Source organism: Actinomadura luzonensis, assembly GCF_022664455.2.
Classification (GTDB): Bacteria; Actinomycetota; Actinomycetes; order Streptosporangiales; family Streptosporangiaceae; genus Nonomuraea; species Nonomuraea luzonensis.
Genome location: NZ_JAKRKC020000001.1, coordinates 1226258 through 1241910, shown reverse-complemented (window position 1 = coordinate 1241910; position 15653 = coordinate 1226258). Strand labels below are relative to the sequence as shown.

The window sequence follows — 15653 nt, the reverse complement described above, 5'->3', positions numbered from 1 at the left end:
ACCTGGTCGAGAAGCGTGCCCCCGGCAGGATTCGAACCTGCGGCACCCGCTTTAGGAGAGCGGTGCTCTATCCCCTGAGCTACGGAGGCGGACGCTTGTAAGCCTAGCGAAAGTCTGGGGCTGCGTGGGACGTGGGGCGGGGAGGAGTTGGGCGGGGTTGGTTATGGGTGGTCTGAGCTGCGGTAAAGGCATGACAACTGGTCGGATTGCTGTGCATCGGGCGTCGGTAGCTTCTGGGCGTGACCATCAGGCGGTGTAGGCGGGCTCGGCGGCGGCCGGTTGTGTTGTTCGGGGCGTTGTTGGCGCCGGCGATTCTGGCCGGGGGGTTGCTGGCGGGGCAGGCGCGGGGGTTCGGGGACTTCTCTCGTGTTACTGGTGTGGGCGGTGCTGGTGGTGATGAGGGCGGGGTGGTGGCGTTCGAGCCGGTGTTCGTGCCGGCGCCGGATCGGCCTGGGCGGGAGTATGGGGGCTTTGTGGTCGGGGTGGGGAGTGCTGAGGTCGGGGAGGGGCCGGTTCTGGCTGTGGGAGGGGGTGGAGGAGACGTGCGGACGCGGGAGCGGCGGGGTGTGGGGGAGGGGCGGTCGGAGGAGGGTGAGGGTGGCTCTGGCGGTGCTGCTCGGCATGCTGGTGCTGATCGGGCGGCGGAGGGTGGGCGGGACGTTGTGGAGGAGCCCTATACGCCTGTGCCGGTGCGGCCGCGGGGTGGCGGGGGGTGTCCGGGGGAGTGGGAGGAGACGTGGTTGTGGGAGGTTTGTCGGGATGGGGGGCGGCAGGAAGAGGTTCAGGGGTTTGCGGGTGGGGTGATTTCTGGGGGTTGAGGTGCGGGGAGCCGGGGTGATGGTCTGCGTTTGCGGTGGGCGGTGCTGGGACTCCAGGTTGGGTGGGTGGGGGAGCGATGTGGCTGGTGGGGCGGGGTGATTGAGCAAAGTGGGCTTTATGTCTCATAACAGCTCTCCGGAGTTCGGTCCGGACACTCAGAGGGCTGTAGTAACGTGCGTGCCTGACCCGGGTAACGAGTTTGCATACGGAGGAGTCGAACGTGCCAGCCCCTCGATCAGCGGGTCTGATCGCGGTTGTCGTGGCGATGGTGGCTTCTCTTGGTGTGTCCTCGGCGGAGGCGTCCGCGCAGGGTGAGCGACTGGTGCTGGCCGGGCGGGTGCAGGCGAGCCAGGTGCGCGAGGTGCAGGTTCGGGAGTGGCGGGATCCGGGGAACCTGACGGAGCTCAGGAAAGAGGCGGAGCGGTCGGCCAAGGAGCTGGAGGAGGCCACCAAGGCTCTGGAGAAGCGGCGTACCACGATCGCGGCCTCGGAGAGGGAGCTCAAGGGCAAGCTGACGTCGTTGCAGGAGCTGGAGCGGCGGCTCGCGGTGATGCGGCAGCCCGTGTCGCAGATGGCCGAGTTGTTGTACGTGCAGCCGCTCAACGGCGGCGGGGTGCTGCCGTTCCTGGCCGGCGGTGCTGATGAGCGGACGCTGCGGGCGTTGAGTGACGCCAATCAGATGGTGGCGACGCGGCAGCAGGCGGTGGAGCAGACGAGCGCGTTGTACGCGCAGGCCGAGAAGCTGGCGAGCGAGGCGCAGGAGCTGCGGGCGGGGAACCTGCTGGCGGAGGCGCAGCTCGCGGCCGAGGTCGACACGTTGCGGCAGCGGTCGGACAAGATCGTCAAGTCGTTGACCGCGGCGCTGGTGAAGCTGGGCATCAAGATCGACAAGGTGGGGCGGGCGGCGCTCGGGTGCGACCCGTTGCGGGCCGCCACGGCCGGCGAGTATCCCAACGGGCTCATCCCCAAGGGCATGTTGTGCCCGTTGCAGCAGAAGGGGTTCAGCCTGCGGGCGGACGCGACGATCGCGTTCGTCAGCCTGAACGAGGCCTACCGGCAGCGCTTCGGCAGGCAGATGTGCGTGACGGACGCCTATCGGAGCCTGGCCGAGCAGCAGGCCGTCTACTACCGGCGGCCGGGGTTCGCGGCGGTGCCGGGGCGGAGCAACCACGGGCTCGGGCTGGCTGTGGACCTGTGCGGCGGAGTGGAGCGGTCAGGGTCCGTGGAGTTCGTGTGGATGGAGAAGAACTCCAAGAAGTTCGGCTGGTTCCACCCGTCGTGGGCCTACAGCAGCCCGTTCGAGCCGTGGCACTGGGAGTACGACCCCAAGCTGGGTTCGCTGCTCGACTGAGGTACGTCAGGCCGCCGTCAACTGGGTGCTGCAGAAGGCGCAGCGGGAGGCGGCCTTCGGGATCTCCGACAGGCATTCGGGGCAGTCGCGGGTGGTGGCCTCGACCTTGGCGGCGGCGCGTTCCTTGAAGTGCGTGTACGGCTTGACGATGAGGAAGTAGACGACCGCGGCGATCAGCAGGAACGAGACGATCGCGTTGAGGAAGTTGCCGTACATGAAGTTCGAGCGGCCGACAGTGATCTTCAGTGAGGAGAAGTCGGGCAGTCCGCCGAAGGCGGAGATCAGCGGGGTCAGCAGGTCGGCCACGAAGGATTGCACGATCGCGTTGAAGGCGGCGCCGATGACGACGGCGACGGCCAGGTCGATGACGTTGCCCCGCATGAGGAATTTCTTGAAACCGTTCATGAGGATGAATGGTAGTCGAATGATTACCCAGAGTTAGTTGTGGTGGTGGGAGCCGGCAAGGTGATGGAGAGGCGGGCGGTCGCCTGGGCCGTCGCCAGGGCGGCTGCGGTCGTCGTGGTGGTGGCGAGGAGGAGGAGCGTGCCGCGGGGGGTGGTGGACGAGGCCATGGGCGTCCGGCGTGGCGGTGGGGGTGGCGGGATGGTGATGACGGTTACGGCTTCGGCGACGGTGCGGGCGGGCACGGGGGCGGTGGCGTCGGGCCAGGTGGCCAGGAGGTTGATGGTGGAGCCGGGGGAGAGGAGGGCGGCCACCTCCGGGTCGTCGATGCGGATGGGGGTGGCGACCATGCCTGGCGGGAGGCGGGTGTAGGCGGTTTTCAGGAGGCGGGCGTCGGTGAGCGGCTCGCCGCGGCGCATGGGGGACGTCAGGTGGTGCGGGGTCGCGGGAGAGAGGCGGCGGATCGCGCCGGCGGGCGGGTGGTCGAGGGCGACCGGCGTGAGGTCGGCCGCGGTTACCGGGCCGGCGGGGAGGTCGTGCGCGGCCACCAGGACCGTGGTGGGCGGGGTGGGGCGGGTGGCCACGTACGCGGACAGGACGGCGAGGGCGGCGAGCGCCGCCGCTATGAGGCGGCGGCGACGGCCGTAGCGGGCGAGCCAGGACGTGATCACGGTAGGTCGAACGGGAGCTTGAGGTCGTCGAGGGCGCTGCCGCAGGGGCAGGTGCGTTCCTTGGGGAGGGCCTCGACGGTGGTGGCGACCAGGGAGCGCATGCGGGTGACGTTCTGGGCGAAGAACTCGAGGACCTCGTCGTGGGTCACGCCCTGGCCCGTCTCGACGCCCGCGTCGAGGTCGGTGACGAGACAGAGGGACGTGTAGCAGAGAGCCAGCTCGCGGGCCAGGATCGCCTCGGGGAAACCGGTCATGCCGACGATCGACCAGCCGTTCGAGGCGAACCACCGGGACTCGGCGCGGGTCGAGAAGCGGGGGCCCTCGATGACGACGAGGGTGCCCGCGTCGGCCGTCGGCCAGCCGGTGGCGCGGGCTGTGCCAGCGGCCGCGGCTCTGCCCGACGGGCAGTACGGATCGGCGAAGGAGACGTGCACGGCTCCGTCGATGTCGTAGTACGTCTGGACGCGGCCTGAGGTGCGATCGACCAGCTGATCGGGGATGACCATGGTGCCGGGGCCGTAGTCGGCCCGCAGGGACCCTACGGCGCTCGGCGCGAGCACCTGGCGGACGCCGAGGGAGCGCAGCGCCCACAGATTGGCGCGGTAGGGGATGCGGTGGGGCGGGAAACGGTGATCGCGGCCGTGCCGGGGGATGAACGCCACCGAACGGGAGCCGATGCGTCCGACGGTGACGACGTCGCTCGGTGGGCCGTACGGGGTGGCGAGCTCTATCTCCTCGGCGTCGTCGAGGAGGGAGTAGAAGCCGGAGCCGCCGATGACGCCGATGTCTGCGCGAGTGACCATGGCGCAGAGAGTAGCCGGATCGCTCGCGGGGCCGGGTCGGCCGAGCGACGTTCTGTGGATAACCTGGTCTTCGTCGCGGTGCGTGAGAACATCAGTACGAAGAGTAGGATCGCGGCATGCGACAACGGGGTCTCGGGCTCATCATCGTCGCGCTCATGCTCGGCATGTTGCTGGCGGCGCTCGATCAGACGATCGTGTCCACGGCGCTGCCGACGATCGTGGGCGACCTGGGCGGGCTCGAGCAACTGGCATGGGTCGTGACGGGGTACATGCTGGCCTCGACCGTGTCCACGCCGCTCTGGGGCAAGCTCGGCGACCAGTACGGGCGAAAACGCCTGTTCATCGGGGCCATCGTCATCTTCCTGGCGGGCTCCGCGCTCTGCGGGCTCAGCCGGAACATGGGGGAACTCATCGCGTTCCGCGCGGTGCAGGGGCTCGGGGGCGGCGGGCTGATGGTGCTCGCGCAGGCGATCGTGGGCGATGTGGTGTCGGTGCGGGAAAGGGGGCGCTACCAGGGGTTCTTCGGGGCGGTGTTCGCTGTGTCGAGCATCGTGGGGCCGCTGCTCGGCGGCGTGTTCGTCGATCGGCTGTCGTGGCACTGGGTGTTCTACGTGAACCTGCCGCTGGGGGCCGTCGCGCTGTTCGTGATCGTGGCGGTGCTGCCGGGGGACGGCTCGCGGGCCAGGCACACCATCGACTACGGCGGGGTGGTGCTGCTGGGTGCGGCCACGTCCTGCCTGGTGCTCGTCACCACGTGGGGCGGGACGACGTACGCGTGGACGTCGCCGGTGGTGATCGGGCTGGTGGCGGCAGCGGCGGCGCTGCTGGTCATGTGGGGGTTCGCCGAGCGGCGGGCGGCCGAGCCGGTGCTGCCGCTCGGGCTGTTCCGGCTGCGGGCGTTCTCCATGGCGTCGGTCGTGGGGTTCGTGGTGGGGTTCGGGATGTTCGGGGCGCTCACGTACCTGCCGCTGTTCCTGCAGGTGGTGCACGGGGTCAGCCCGACGCTGTCGGGGGTGTACCTGCTGCCGATGATGGCGGGGATGCTGACGATGTCGATCGTGAGCGGGCAGATCATCTCCAGGACCGGGAAGTACCGGTTCCTGCCGATCGCGGGGACGTTGTGCGCGTCGGCCGGGATGTTCCTGCTGTCGACGATGACGGAGCACAGCAGCCTGCTGATCATGGGCGCGTACCTGCTGGTGCTCGGGGTCGGGCTCGGGATGACCATGCAGGTGCTGGTGATCGTGGTGCAGAACGCGGTGTCCTTCGAGAACCTGGGGGTGGCAACGTCGGGGGCGACGTTCTTCCGGTCGATCGGGGGGTCGTTCGGGGTGGCGACACTGGGGGCGGTGTTCGCGGCCACGCTCAACGACGATCTGCGGGAGGCGTTGCGAGGGGTGCGGCTGCCGGCGGGGTTCGATCCTGCGCGGGTGCAGGAGGATCCGACGGTCATCCAGCGGCTGCCGCCGGAGCTCGCGGCCGGCTTCCTGCACGTCTACGCGGACGCGATCGCGGCGGTGTTCCGGGTGGCGGCGCCGATCATGCTGGGGGCGTTCGTGCTGAGCTGGTTCATCCCGCAGGCGCGGCTGCGGGAGACGACCAAGGCGGCGGACCTCGGGGAGGGGCTGGGGGCGGCGTCCGCCGAACGGTCGTCGCTGGAGGAGGTGGAGCGGGGGCTGATGCGGCTGGCGGACGCCGATCTGCGACGCGGGTACTACGAGCGGCTCGGGGCGGCGGCGGGGCTGGACGGGATCACGCCGCAGGGGGTGTGGGTGCTGACCCGGCTGGCAGGGGAGGGGTGGGTCCGGGCCGGGGCGCTGGCCGAGCGGGCGCAAGTGAGTAGGGAGTGGGGGCGGCCTTATGTCGATCAGCTCGTGGTGGTGGGGCTGGTGCGGCGTTCTGAGGACGGGGAGGAACTGCGGCTGACCGATGAGGGGAGGCGGGCGGCCATGCGGCTGGTGGGGTGCTCGCGGGAAGGGCTGCGGCGGCTGGTCGAGGATTGGGGGGAGAGTACGGAGCTTGAGCGGATGGTTGATCGGGTGGCGCCGGAGTTGTTGGGGGCGCGCGTCGATCGGCCTCGGTGAGGGGCTCGTGGCGAGGCTCGCTTGTGGTGATCGCCATGGGGGGGGTGGCGGGGTGTGGCTGAGTGGGGCCGTGCAGGGGGATCAGCGGTGCCCGTCCGGGTGAGGGGCGAGGTGCAGAGCGGGGCCTGTCCGGAGCAGGAGGCCGGTCCAGAGCGGGGCCGGTCCGCGGGCAGGGCCCGACCTGGAACGCGGGCGGTCCGTGGACAGGGCCGGTCCGGGGCAGGGCCGGTCCGCGGGGCGGCAGTGCCCCGCGGGTGGCGGCTGTGCGGGTCCGCGTGGCACCGGCGGCGCCCCTGCCGGTGGCGGTTGCCGGTCATCGCGGCAGCGGCGGCGCCCCGGCGGGTGGCGGCTGCCGTCAGGTGCCGTCAGGGTGCCGTCAGGGTGGCGGTGCCCCTGCAGGGTGGGCGTGCCGGTGCCGGTGTGCCGCGTTCGGGGTGGTCGGCGGGGTGGTGGGTCAGCTGGAGGCGGCGGCGGGGGCCGGCGTGGAGCTGGACGACGAGCTGGAGGAGTCCGAGGAGGACTTGCTCTCCGACGACTTCGACGACCCGTTGCCGGACGACGACCCGTTCGACGACGAGGCCGACGAAGACGGGGACGACGTGCGGTTGTCGGTCCGGTAGAAGCCGGAGCCCTTGAACACGATGCCCACCGCAGAGAAGACCTTCCGCAGGTTGCCTTCGCACTTCGGGCACACCGTCAACGCGTCGTCCGTGAACTTCTGGACGACCTCGAGCTGCTCACCGCAGTCGTTACAGGCGTACTGGTAAGTCGGCACGCGGCTCCTCCTACAGACTCTGGCACTCGAGCGTTGCGACTGCTAATGGTAACCGATGCGGTCAAACACCTATTCCAACCCCCGCTCCCCGTACCAACCCGCCAGCTTGCCGCTGCGGCTGACGGCGCGCAGGCGGCGTTCGACCTGCTCGCGGCAGGCGGCCGTGGTGACGAGGAGGAGCTGGTCGTCGGAGCGGATGCGGGTGGTGTCGCCGGGCACGAACGATTTGCCGTCACGCACGACCAGGGTCACCTGGGCGCCGGCGGGGAGCCGCAGCTCGAAGATCTCGACGCCGTGCAGCCGGGAGCCGGGCGGCACCTTGACCTGCAGCAGGTCCGCCTTGAGTTCCTCCAGGGGAGCGGACTCCACCGACAGGTCGTGTGCCTCGCCGGGCGCGGCCACGCCGAGGACGCGGGCCACGAACGGCAGCGTCGGCCCCTGCAGCAGCGTGAACACGATGACGATCACGAAGACCTGGTTGAAGATCTCCTTCGAGCCCTCGACGCCGGCCGCCCAGGGGATGGTCGCGAGCACGATGGGGATCGCGCCGCGCAGCCCCGCCCAGGACAGGAACGCCTGTTCGCGCCAGGGCACCCAGCCCAGCCGCACCGCCCACGCGAACGCGGAGCTGACCAGCACGGACAGCGGCCGGGCGAGAAGCACCAGGACGGTCCCGGTGATCAGCCCGGGAACGACCGCGGACGGCATCTCCTTGTGGCTGGCCATCATGCCGAGCATCACGAACAGCCCGATCTGCGCCAGCCAGGCTGCGCCCTCGGCGAACCCGCGGGTGGCCGCCCGGTGCGGCAGCCGCGAGTTGCCGAGGATCAAGGCCGTCAGGTACACCGCCAGGAAGCCCGAGCCGTGCAGCAGCACGGCGCCGCCGTACGAGACGAAGGTGAGCGCGAGCACCGCGAGCGGGTAGAGGCCGGAGGCGGGCAGGGCGACGCGGCGCAGCGTGTACGCGCCCGCGGGCCCCACGGCGAGGCCTACCCCGGCGCCGATGACGAGCTCGAGTGTGGTCTCCAGCAGGAACGTTCCCACGTCGGGCGCGTGGCCGGCGGCGCTGCTGAGCAGCGTCACGGCGATGACGGTGGGGGCGTCGTTGAAGCCCGACTCGGCCTCCAAGATGCCCGCGAGCCGCGACGGCAGCGGCAGGCGGCGCAGCACGGAGAAGACCGCGGCCGCGTCCGTGGAGGCCAGGACCGCGCCGAGCAGCAGCGCGGTGTTGGTGTCGAGGCCGAGGAGCCCCTGGACGGCCAGCGCGACGACCACGATGCTGACCGTCACGCCGAGCAGCGCCATGATCAACGCCATCGGCACCGACCGCCGGACGTGCGACCAGGTGGTGGTCAGACCGCCTTCGGCCAGGATCAGCGCGAGCGCGGTCAGCCCGATCTGCTGGGCGAGCAGCGGGCTCTGGAACGACAGCCCGAACCCGAAGTCGCCCAGGACCAGGCCGAACCCGAGGAAGAGAAGGAGACTGGGGAGCCCACTGAGGTGCGCGACGCGGACGGACGCGATGGCCGCGATGACGATTGCTGCGCCGACGAGTAGCCAGACATCATGCGTCATCCGCCCCCCTCTCGTCCCTGTGTTCACATAAGAGTAGTGAGTCCTTCGGGGGTCATCGCAAAGCGGACCGGCTGGTCGTGCGGCTCGGCGGGCACGTCGTCGAGCAGCTCGCCGGAGTGCAGCAGGGCCACGGTGGGGACGTTCGGGCCGACCCGGGCCAGGGCGCGGTCGTAGGAGCCGCCGCCGCGGCCGAGGCGCACGCCGCTCTTGCGGGCGACGGCCAGCGCGGGCACGATCACGAGCGCGGCGGTGCGGACGGCGTCGACGCCGCGGCGGGTGTCCACCGGCTCCATGAGCCCGTAGCGGCCGGGCGCGAGGGTGTCCGGCCCGTCGTACACCGCCCAATCCAGGTCATTGTCGGCACGCAGGACCGGCAGCATGACGGTGGCTCCATGTTTCCAGAGAGCGAACACGAGCCCGTGCGTCTCCGGCTCCACCCCCGTCGACCAGTAGCAGGCCACCAATCCGGCCATTTGGACCCACGGCTGGTCGAGCAGCGTTTCGCGGGTCTTGATGGCGTTTGCGCGCAGTTGCTCCGGGGAGAGGGAGGCGCGCGCCGCATTCACCTGACGACGGAGGTTCGTCTTGTTCACAGGTCCCTCCACTAGGGTCTACTCATGGCTGACTTCGACCCTGTGACGAAAGCCGTCGTGCCCGCCGCGGGTCTGGGCACCCGGTTCCTTCCGGCGACCAAGGCGACACCCAAGGAGATGTTGCCCATCGTCGACAAGCCCGCGATCCAGTATGTCGTCGAGGAGGCCGCCTCCGCCGGGCTCCTGGACGTCTTGATGGTCACCGGCAAGAACAAGCGCTCGATCGAGGACCACTTCGACCGCGCGTTCGAGCTGGAGGAGGTCCTTGAGGCCAAGGGCGATGAGCACCGGTTGTCCCAGGTCCGCGAGCCGGCGTCCCTGGCCACGCTGCACTACGTGCGACAGGGCGAGCCCAAGGGCCTCGGCCACGCCGTGCTCTGCGCCAAGCAGCACGTGGGCGACCACCCGTTCGCCTGCCTGCTCGGTGACGACCTCATCGACCGCCGTGACCACCTGCTCCAGCGCATGATCGAGGTACGCGACACGTACGGCGGCAGCGTGATCGCCCTGATGGAGGTGCCGAAGGAGCAGGTCTCCCTGTACGGCGTGGCGACCATCGAGGCCACGGCCGAGGACGACGTCGTCAGGGTGACCGACCTCGTGGAGAAGCCGCCGGCCGACGAGGCGCCGTCCAACTGGGCCATCATCGGGCGTTACGTCATCGACCCGGCCGTGTTCGAGGTGCTGGAGAACACCGAGCCGGGGCGTGGCGGCGAGATCCAGCTCACCGACGCGCTGCGCACGCTGGCGGGGCGCGGCTCGGAGGAGGGCGGCCCGGTGCACGGGGTGCTGTTCCGCGGCCGGCGTTACGACACCGGCGACAAGCTGGACTATCTGCGGACGGTGGTGAAGTTCGCGGCGGATCGGGAGGATCTGGCGTCGGAGTTCGTGCCGTGGCTGCGGGAGTTCCTCGATGAGGTCGGCTGATCCGTCGGGGACGGGCGGGTCGCCGCACGCGGGTGATCACCACGGGGCCGCAGGTCCGCTGAAGCCGGTGGAGGCGCATCTGGCGGACATCCTGGCCACCGTGCGCCCGCTGGCGCCCATCGAGCTCGACGTGGAGCAGGCGCTGGGGGCGACGCTGGCCGAGGAGGTGTCCTCGCCGGTTCCGCTGCCGCCGTTCGACAATTCGGCCATGGACGGCTATGCCGTTCGGGCTGTTGATATATCCGACGTTCCGGTGACATTGCCGGTGATCGACGACGTCGCGGCCGGGTCCGACGAGCTGCGTGCCGTCGGACCGGGTCACGCCGTCCGCATCATGACCGGAGCGCCGCTGCCGGCCGGTGCCGACGCCGTCGTGCCGGTGGAGTGGACGGACGGCGGGACGGTCTCCGTCCGCATCGACCGCTCCGCCCGGCCGGGCAACGCGATCCGCCGGGCCGGCGAGGACGTCCAGGCCGGCGAGGTCGTGCTCAAGCCGGGCACCCTCATCGGGGCCGCGCAGCTCGGCATCATCGCGGGAGTGGGACGGCGGCGGGTGCTGGCGCGCCCGCGGCCCCGGGTCGTGGTCATCGCCACCGGCGCCGAGCTGGTGGAGCCCGGCGGGCAGCTCGGCCCCGGCCAGATCTGGGACTCCAACAGCTTCACGCTGGCCGCCGCGGTGCGGGAGGCGGGCGGCGAGGCGTTCCGCGCCGGGGCGGTCGGCGACGATCCGGCCGTGCTGCTCGACCGGCTCGACACCGACCTGGTGCGGGCCGACGCCATCATCACCAGCGGCGGGGTGTCGATGGGCGCGTACGAGCCCGTCAAGGAGGCCCTGTCGCCGCTCGGCACGGTCCGCTTCGAGAAGGTGGCGATGCAGCCCGGCATGCCGCAGGGGTTCGGCGTGCTGGGGGACGACCAGGTGCCGATCTTCGCGCTGCCCGGCAATCCGGTGTCGTCGTTCGTGTCGTTCGTGCTGTTCGTCCGGCCGGCTCTGGACAAGATGCGCGGGCTGCCGGCGCGGATGCCGGAGACGGTCGCCGCGTACGTCACCGGGGCGCTGCGCTCGCCCGCGGGGCGGCGGTCGTACCTGCGGGGCGTGCTCGCCGCCGACGGCACGGTGTCGCCGGTCCACGGGCAGGGCTCGCACCAGCTCGCCGCGCTGGCCTCGGCCAACGCGCTGATCGTGGTGCCCGAGGACGTGACCGAGGTGCCCGGCGGGGCCCAGGTGGAGGTGATCCGGCTGTGAGCGGCCTGACCCATGTCGACGAGAGCGGAGCCGCCCGCATGGTGGACGTCTCCGCCAAGGACGTCTCCGCGCGCAGCGCCGTCGCGACCGGCCGGGTGCTGCTGTCGGCCGAGACCGTCGAGCTGCTGCGCTCGGGCGAGGTGCCCAAGGGCGACGCGCTCGGCGTCGCGCGGATCGCGGGGATCATGGGGGCGAAACGTACGCCGGACCTGATCCCGCTCTGCCATCCGATCGCGCTGCACGGCGTCAAGGTCACGCTGGACGTCGAGGACTGGGGGGTCGCGATCACGTGCCGGGTGAAGACGGCCGACCGCACCGGCGTGGAGATGGAGGCGCTGACGGCGGTGTCGGTGGCGGCGCTGGCGTTGATCGACATGGTCAAGGCCGTTGACCCGGCCGCGGTGATCACCGACGTGCGGGTGGAGGAAAAGCTGGGCGGCAAGACCGGCCGGTGGACGCGGGAGCAGCCGGAATGATCATACGGGCACTGGTGATCACGGTGTCGAACCGGGCGTCGGCCGGGATTTATGAGGATAAATCCGGGCCGCTGCTCGTCCGGTTGTTGCGCGACGAGGCCGGCTGCGACGTCGTCGACGGCCCCGTCGTGGTGCCCGACGGCGAGCCCGTGGAGATGGCGCTGCGCGACGGGGTCCTCGGCGGCTACGAGGTCGTCGTGACCACCGGAGGCACCGGGCTGACGCCGATGGACCTCACGCCCGAGATGACCGCCCGGGTGATCTCCCGGGAGATACCGGGCATCGCCGAGGCCATCAGGCAGGCGAACCGCGAGAAGGTGCCCACGTCCATCCTGTCGCGCGGGCTCGCCGGACAGGCGGGCGACACGCTCGTGGTCAACCTGCCCGGCTCGTCCGGCGGCGTACGGGACGGCGTCGCCGTGCTCGCCCCGATCCTGCGGCACGCCGTCGAGCAGATCCGGGGCGGAGATCACCCGCGCTGAGCGCGACTTCGATCCGCGCGTGGCGACATCGTGCCCGTTGGGGGGATGATGAGTGTTGTGGATCGACTTCGTGGCTGGCCGGTGAACCTCAACGAAGGGCCGGTGGGCCTCCGGCCGCTGCGGTTGGGCGACGTACGCGTGTGGCGCGAGACCAGGCTGCGCAACGCCGACTGGCTGCGTCCCTGGGAGCCGAGCAACCCGGAGACGCCGCTGTTCAGGACGGGGCTCGGTCCGTACGTGTCCATGGTCGGCACGCTGCGGCGGGAGGCGCGGCAGGGGCTCGCGCTGCCGTGGGTGGTCACGTACGAGGGGCGCTTCGCGGGGCAGCTCACCGTGGGCGCCATCGTGTGGGGATCCGCCCGTTCTGCCCAGGTCGGATACTGGATCGACGGCAAGATGGCCGGCCGCGGGATCACCCCCACCGCCCTCGCCATGGCCGTCGACCACTGCTTTTTCACCACCGGTTTGCATCGGCTGGAGGCGAACATCCGCCCCGAGAACCACGCCAGCCGTAGGGTGGTTGAGAAACTCGGATTCAGGGAAGAAGGCATTCGGCGTCGCCAACTCCACATCGACGGAGCCTGGCGCGACCACATCTGCTACGCGCTGACCGTCGAGGACGTACCCGGCGGGCTGCTCGTGCAGTGGCGTCGCGCGCGCGAGTCAGCGGCTCGCGGGGGGTCCTCCGTCGAAGAGGTTTGACGATCTCGCGACACACCGCACCGAATGCTCGTCAATCAGTGACACGCGGTCTTACGGTGCGTGACGTGAGCAGATTGAAGACGCAACGAACCCACACGCGTCTTCATGCTGCCCGGAGGTGGTCGTGAGCAGCGTCCTCCTCTACCTCGCCATCGTGGTGATGTGGCTGTGCGTCCTCATCCCGATGTGGCTGCGCAAGGACAAGACCAACCTCGCCGAGCTGGCCGAGCTCGAGGAGTACTACACCGGCGAGCACCAGCTCCCCGACCTCGAGAACCTGGCGGCCGCCGCGGCGGCCGAAGGCTACGAGGACGACGGCGCCGGCCCGATGACCGGCGAGTTCGAGAAGGTCGACGTCCGGCAGTTCCGGCTGCGGCGGCGGGCGATCATCGTGGCGCGGCGGCGCCGGCTGCTGTTCTTCTGCGCGCTGCTGGTGGTGGCCTCCGTCGTCACGGCCGCGGTGCAGATGATCCCGTGGTGGGGGGTGGCGCCGTCCGTGCTGGTGACGGCGGGCTACCTGTGCTCGCTGCGGGTCGCCGTCCACGTGGACCGGGAGCGCCGCGAACGCGCCCGCCAGGCGCGCGCCGCCGAACGCCAGCGCCGCGCCCGCCAGCGCCGCCAGGTCGTCGAGGAGCCGTCGGCCGAGGTGGTCGAGCTCGCGGCGCTGCACGAGGACGTCCTGTTCGACCAGTACGCGGAGCCGCCCAGGCGGGCCGTGGGGGACTGAAAGGGTGGCGCGAGGACCCGTGAGGGGATGCTAGTCTAAACGAGTCCTTGGGGATGTAGCGCAGTCCGGTAGCGCACTTCGTTCGCATCGAAGGGGTCAGGGGTTCGAATCCCCTCATCTCCACCAGGGGCCGTTCTTGAGACGGCTGGACTGAAGTTGACGGGATCCCGTCTGATCATCGCGATCAGGCGGGATCTTGTCGTTTCAGGAGTTTCCGAATCTGATTCGTCCTGGTTTGGGAACTGCGGAGTTGGCGGCTGGGAAGGCCCGGATGGTGTCAGGCCGCTGGTGGAGGACCAGGATTCGGCCGTTGGGCATGGCGAAGCCGGCGGTGAGCGGGGCGCTGCGGTGGGATGGTGGGTTTTGCGGCTTATGGGGCGGGTGGTGGCCTGCTCTGGCCTGCGGGTGGGGTGCCATCGAAGAGCGCGGCTGGAGTCTGCGGAGTGGAGGCGACCACGTCGGGCTCGTCTGGGGGCTGGTGGATGTGGCGCCATTGGTCGAGGAAGTGGTCGTTGGCGACGGTGACGAGCAGCGCGACCAGGATGCTTTGGGCGACACGCCCGCGGGCGAGCCGGGCTTTCGGATCGCCAAGATCGAGATCGTGGCCCTTCAGGCGCCCGTTAATGCCCTCCGTCATGGCGCGGACAGGCTTGTAAACCCCCTCCCACCTGGGGCTGAGATAGATGGCATCCTGGCGGAACTTGTCGAGATGCCCGAGGTCGCCGGGGTGCAGGGTGATGGTGTGTTGGCGGCAGATCTTCGGCTGCTCGGCGGCTTTCAGGTCGGGATGCGGGGGCAGGATACGGGGTTTCGCCGCCGGGTGCGCCGCCCGCTGTCGGGCGTCGGTCAGGTCGACCGCGGCGGGCCTGCTGGGTGCGCGCTGGTAGTGGCGGTCGAAGCGAGGGCAGGAGAGCGACGGGGAGGTGCCTGCTGCCGGGCACTGGAACCGGACCGAGCCGTCTGCGTTCGCGCTCTGTTTGAGGCGCAGCAAGTACGGCTCTCGCGCGGCGATCAACGCGATGAGTTCTTGCGATGGCGTGCGGATGGCGGTGTCGTCCAAGCCGGTGGTGGCCTGGGCGAGCCGGGCGGGCATCAGCGGGCAGGCCAGGGAGCCGTCGATGAGCAGGGCGCCGGGGGGCCGTTTCCAGAGTTCTGGAAACGGCCTTTTCCGTTGTTGGGTGACTAAGAGGTCCTAACAATGGACTCATCGGACGAGGCGTCGCCAGCAGATGATCGCGGCGGCGAGGGTCATGAAGGCCTCATGGATGTCGTCGCGGATCTCCCAGCGGATACGCAGACGGCGGAACCAGTGCAGCAGGGCGATCGTGCGCTCGATGACCCAGCGGTGAATGCCCAGGCCGGAGCCGTGTGGGGTGCCACGGCGGGCGATGTGCGGCCGGATGCCGACGTGCCAGACCTGTCGGCGGTAGAGGTCGTGATCGTAGCCGCGGTCGGCGTATAAGCAGGCAGGACGCTTACGGGGCCGGCCGCGTCGGCCGCGGACCGGCGGGATTGCCTTGATCAACGGCATCAGCTGGGTGCCGTCGTTGCGGTTGCCGCCGGTCAGCGACAACGCGAGCGGGATGCCGTGCCCTTCGGCGATGACGTGGTGTTTCGAGCCCGGCTTGGCACGGTCGACCGGGCTCGGCCCGGTTTTGGGCCGCCCTTGAGCGCCCGCACGTGCGAGCTGTCGATCACCGCCTTGGACCAGTCCAGCCGGCCGGCGGCGTGCAGCTCGGCGAGCAGGAGCTGGTGCAGCCGGTTCCACACTCCGGCCTGGTGCCAGTCCCGCAGCCGCCGCCAGCACGTCATGCCGGAGCCGAAGCCCAGCTCCTGAGGCAGGAACTCCCACGGGATCGCGGTGTAGAGCACGAACAAGATCCCGCACAACGCTTTCCGGTCATCCAGCCGCTTACGTCCCGGATGACGGGTGCGACGCTGCACCTTCGGCAACAATGGCTCGATTCGCTCCCACAAGCTGTCCGAGACGATCCACGGCAGCGGCTCACCCTTCCTCATA

Annotated in this window: 16 protein-coding genes, 2 tRNA genes and 1 pseudogene; 10 read left to right on the top strand and 9 right to left on the bottom strand. The window is 70.3% G+C overall.

The genetic code is table 11. The annotated features are described in order from the left end of the window. Positions 1-16: 16 nt before the first annotated feature. Positions 17-89, bottom strand: a tRNA-Arg gene (locus MF672_RS05870). A 995-nt stretch (positions 90-1084) separates the two neighbouring features. On the opposite strand from MF672_RS05870, the gene MF672_RS51240 reads away from it, so the two are divergent. Continuing rightward, on the top strand, positions 1085-2170 hold the full coding sequence (locus tag MF672_RS51240) for a D-alanyl-D-alanine carboxypeptidase family protein (protein WP_302893166.1): 1086 nt from the start codon (positions 1085-1087) through the stop codon (positions 2168-2170). 6 nt (positions 2171-2176) lie between these two features. On the opposite strand, the gene mscL is transcribed toward MF672_RS51240, so the two are convergent. From mscL to MF672_RS05850, 3 genes are read right to left on the bottom strand one after another with little or no spacing between them, the layout of a single operon-like run. Further along, entirely contained in the window at positions 2177-2575 is a 399-nt protein-coding gene (gene mscL, locus MF672_RS05860) for a large conductance mechanosensitive channel protein MscL (RefSeq protein ID WP_242378872.1), read from the bottom strand. A 23-nt stretch (positions 2576-2598) separates the two neighbouring features. After that, entirely contained in the window at positions 2599-3243 is a 645-nt protein-coding gene (locus MF672_RS05855; protein WP_242378871.1) for an RcpC/CpaB family pilus assembly protein, read from the bottom strand. After that, positions 3240-4046, bottom strand: coding sequence for an S-methyl-5'-thioadenosine phosphorylase (locus tag MF672_RS05850; protein ID WP_242378869.1), 807 nt, complete (start codon positions 4044-4046; stop codon positions 3240-3242). Before MF672_RS05850 ends, MF672_RS05855 begins: the two co-directional genes overlap by 4 nt. Positions 4047-4162: 116 nt before the next feature. Between MF672_RS05850 and MF672_RS05845 the strand changes: the two genes are divergently transcribed. Both MF672_RS05845 and MF672_RS51760 read left to right on the top strand, forming a co-directional pair. Then, the gene (locus tag MF672_RS05845; RefSeq protein ID WP_242378868.1) at positions 4163-6130 is read left to right on the top strand and encodes an MFS transporter; all 1968 of its coding nucleotides are present in this window, start codon (positions 4163-4165) and stop codon (positions 6128-6130) included. Between the two features lie 446 nt (positions 6131-6576). Continuing rightward, positions 6577-6750: a hypothetical protein gene (locus MF672_RS51760; RefSeq protein WP_308210537.1), complete on the top strand. Its 174-nt coding sequence runs from the start codon at positions 6577-6579 to the stop codon at positions 6748-6750. A 62-nt stretch (positions 6751-6812) separates the two neighbouring features. On the opposite strand, the pseudogene MF672_RS51755 reads toward MF672_RS51760, so the two are convergent. The 3 genes and pseudogenes from MF672_RS51755 to MF672_RS05830 form a co-directional block, all read right to left on the bottom strand. Next, a pseudogene (locus tag MF672_RS51755) lies at positions 6813-6905 on the bottom strand (FmdB family zinc ribbon protein); the annotation flags it as partial. A gap of 69 nt (positions 6906-6974) precedes the next feature. Further along, positions 6975-8480 carry a potassium/proton antiporter gene (locus MF672_RS05835; RefSeq protein WP_242378866.1) on the bottom strand — a complete coding sequence of 502 codons (1506 nt, stop codon included), beginning with the start codon at positions 8478-8480 and terminating at the stop codon, positions 6975-6977. 23 nt (positions 8481-8503) lie between these two features. Beyond that, positions 8504-9073 carry a 5-formyltetrahydrofolate cyclo-ligase gene (locus MF672_RS05830; RefSeq protein WP_242378864.1) on the bottom strand — a complete coding sequence of 190 codons (570 nt, stop codon included), beginning with the start codon at positions 9071-9073 and terminating at the stop codon, positions 8504-8506. A 24-nt stretch (positions 9074-9097) separates the two neighbouring features. Between MF672_RS05830 and galU the strand changes: the two genes are divergently transcribed. From galU to MF672_RS05795, 7 genes are all read left to right on the top strand, one after another. Beyond that, positions 9098-10000, top strand: a complete 903-nt coding sequence (galU, locus tag MF672_RS05825; protein WP_242378862.1) for a UTP--glucose-1-phosphate uridylyltransferase GalU — start codon at positions 9098-9100, stop codon at positions 9998-10000. A gap of 58 nt (positions 10001-10058) precedes the next feature. Further along, positions 10059-11246 carry a molybdotransferase-like divisome protein Glp gene (glp, locus tag MF672_RS05820; RefSeq protein WP_242378941.1) on the top strand — a complete coding sequence of 396 codons (1188 nt, stop codon included), beginning with the start codon at positions 10059-10061 and terminating at the stop codon, positions 11244-11246. Next, positions 11243-11722 (top strand): cyclic pyranopterin monophosphate synthase MoaC, encoded by a 480-nt coding sequence (gene moaC / locus MF672_RS05815; RefSeq protein WP_302893165.1) that lies wholly within the window; start codon positions 11243-11245, stop codon positions 11720-11722. The genes glp and moaC overlap by 4 nt, the downstream gene beginning before the upstream one ends. Further along, positions 11719-12204, top strand: coding sequence for a MogA/MoaB family molybdenum cofactor biosynthesis protein (locus MF672_RS05810; protein ID WP_242378860.1), 486 nt, complete (start codon positions 11719-11721; stop codon positions 12202-12204). Before moaC ends, MF672_RS05810 begins: the two co-directional genes overlap by 4 nt. Positions 12205-12252: 48 nt before the next feature. Further along, positions 12253-12906: a GNAT family N-acetyltransferase gene (locus tag MF672_RS05805; RefSeq protein ID WP_242378858.1), complete on the top strand. Its 654-nt coding sequence runs from the start codon at positions 12253-12255 to the stop codon at positions 12904-12906. A gap of 124 nt (positions 12907-13030) precedes the next feature. Next, a complete protein-coding gene (sepX, locus tag MF672_RS05800; RefSeq protein WP_242378855.1) occupies positions 13031-13633 on the top strand; it encodes a divisome protein SepX/GlpR in 603 nt (200 codons plus the stop codon). A 49-nt stretch (positions 13634-13682) separates the two neighbouring features. Continuing rightward, a tRNA-Ala gene (locus tag MF672_RS05795) sits at positions 13683-13759 on the top strand. A 244-nt stretch (positions 13760-14003) separates the two neighbouring features. Here MF672_RS05795 and MF672_RS05790 read toward each other — a convergent pair. Beyond that, positions 14004-14726, bottom strand: a complete 723-nt coding sequence (locus tag MF672_RS05790; protein WP_242378853.1) for a hypothetical protein — start codon at positions 14724-14726, stop codon at positions 14004-14006. A 111-nt stretch (positions 14727-14837) separates the two neighbouring features. Next, a protein-coding gene (locus tag MF672_RS05785) for an IS5 family transposase (RefSeq protein WP_247815175.1) occupies positions 14838-15652 on the bottom strand; the annotation gives its coding sequence in 2 pieces (ribosomal slippage) (positions 14838-15292 and positions 15292-15652; 816 coding nt in all). Position 15653: the final 1 nt, after the last annotated feature.

Excerpts from the sequence above, each read along its gene's own strand:
- galU (WP_242378862.1), top strand. The coding sequence starts at position 9,098 with ATGGCTGACTTCGACCCTGTGACGAAAGCCGTCGTGCCCGCCGCGGGT.
- MF672_RS05805 (WP_242378858.1), top strand. The coding sequence starts at position 12,253 with ATGAGTGTTGTGGATCGACTTCGTGGCTGGCCGGTGAACCTCAACGAA.
- mscL (WP_242378872.1), bottom strand. The coding sequence starts at position 2,575 with ATGAACGGTTTCAAGAAATTCCTCATGCGGGGCAACGTCATCGACCTG.
- MF672_RS05845 (WP_242378868.1), top strand. The coding sequence starts at position 4,163 with ATGCGACAACGGGGTCTCGGGCTCATCATCGTCGCGCTCATGCTCGGC.
- MF672_RS05835 (WP_242378866.1), bottom strand. The coding sequence starts at position 8,480 with ATGACGCATGATGTCTGGCTACTCGTCGGCGCAGCAATCGTCATCGCG.
- MF672_RS05850 (WP_242378869.1), bottom strand. The coding sequence starts at position 4,046 with ATGGTCACTCGCGCAGACATCGGCGTCATCGGCGGCTCCGGCTTCTAC.
- MF672_RS51240 (WP_302893166.1), top strand. The coding sequence starts at position 1,085 with ATGGTGGCTTCTCTTGGTGTGTCCTCGGCGGAGGCGTCCGCGCAGGGT.
- MF672_RS05790 (WP_242378853.1), bottom strand. The coding sequence starts at position 14,726 with ATGCCCGCCCGGCTCGCCCAGGCCACCACCGGCTTGGACGACACCGCC.
- MF672_RS05810 (WP_242378860.1), top strand. The coding sequence starts at position 11,719 with ATGATCATACGGGCACTGGTGATCACGGTGTCGAACCGGGCGTCGGCC.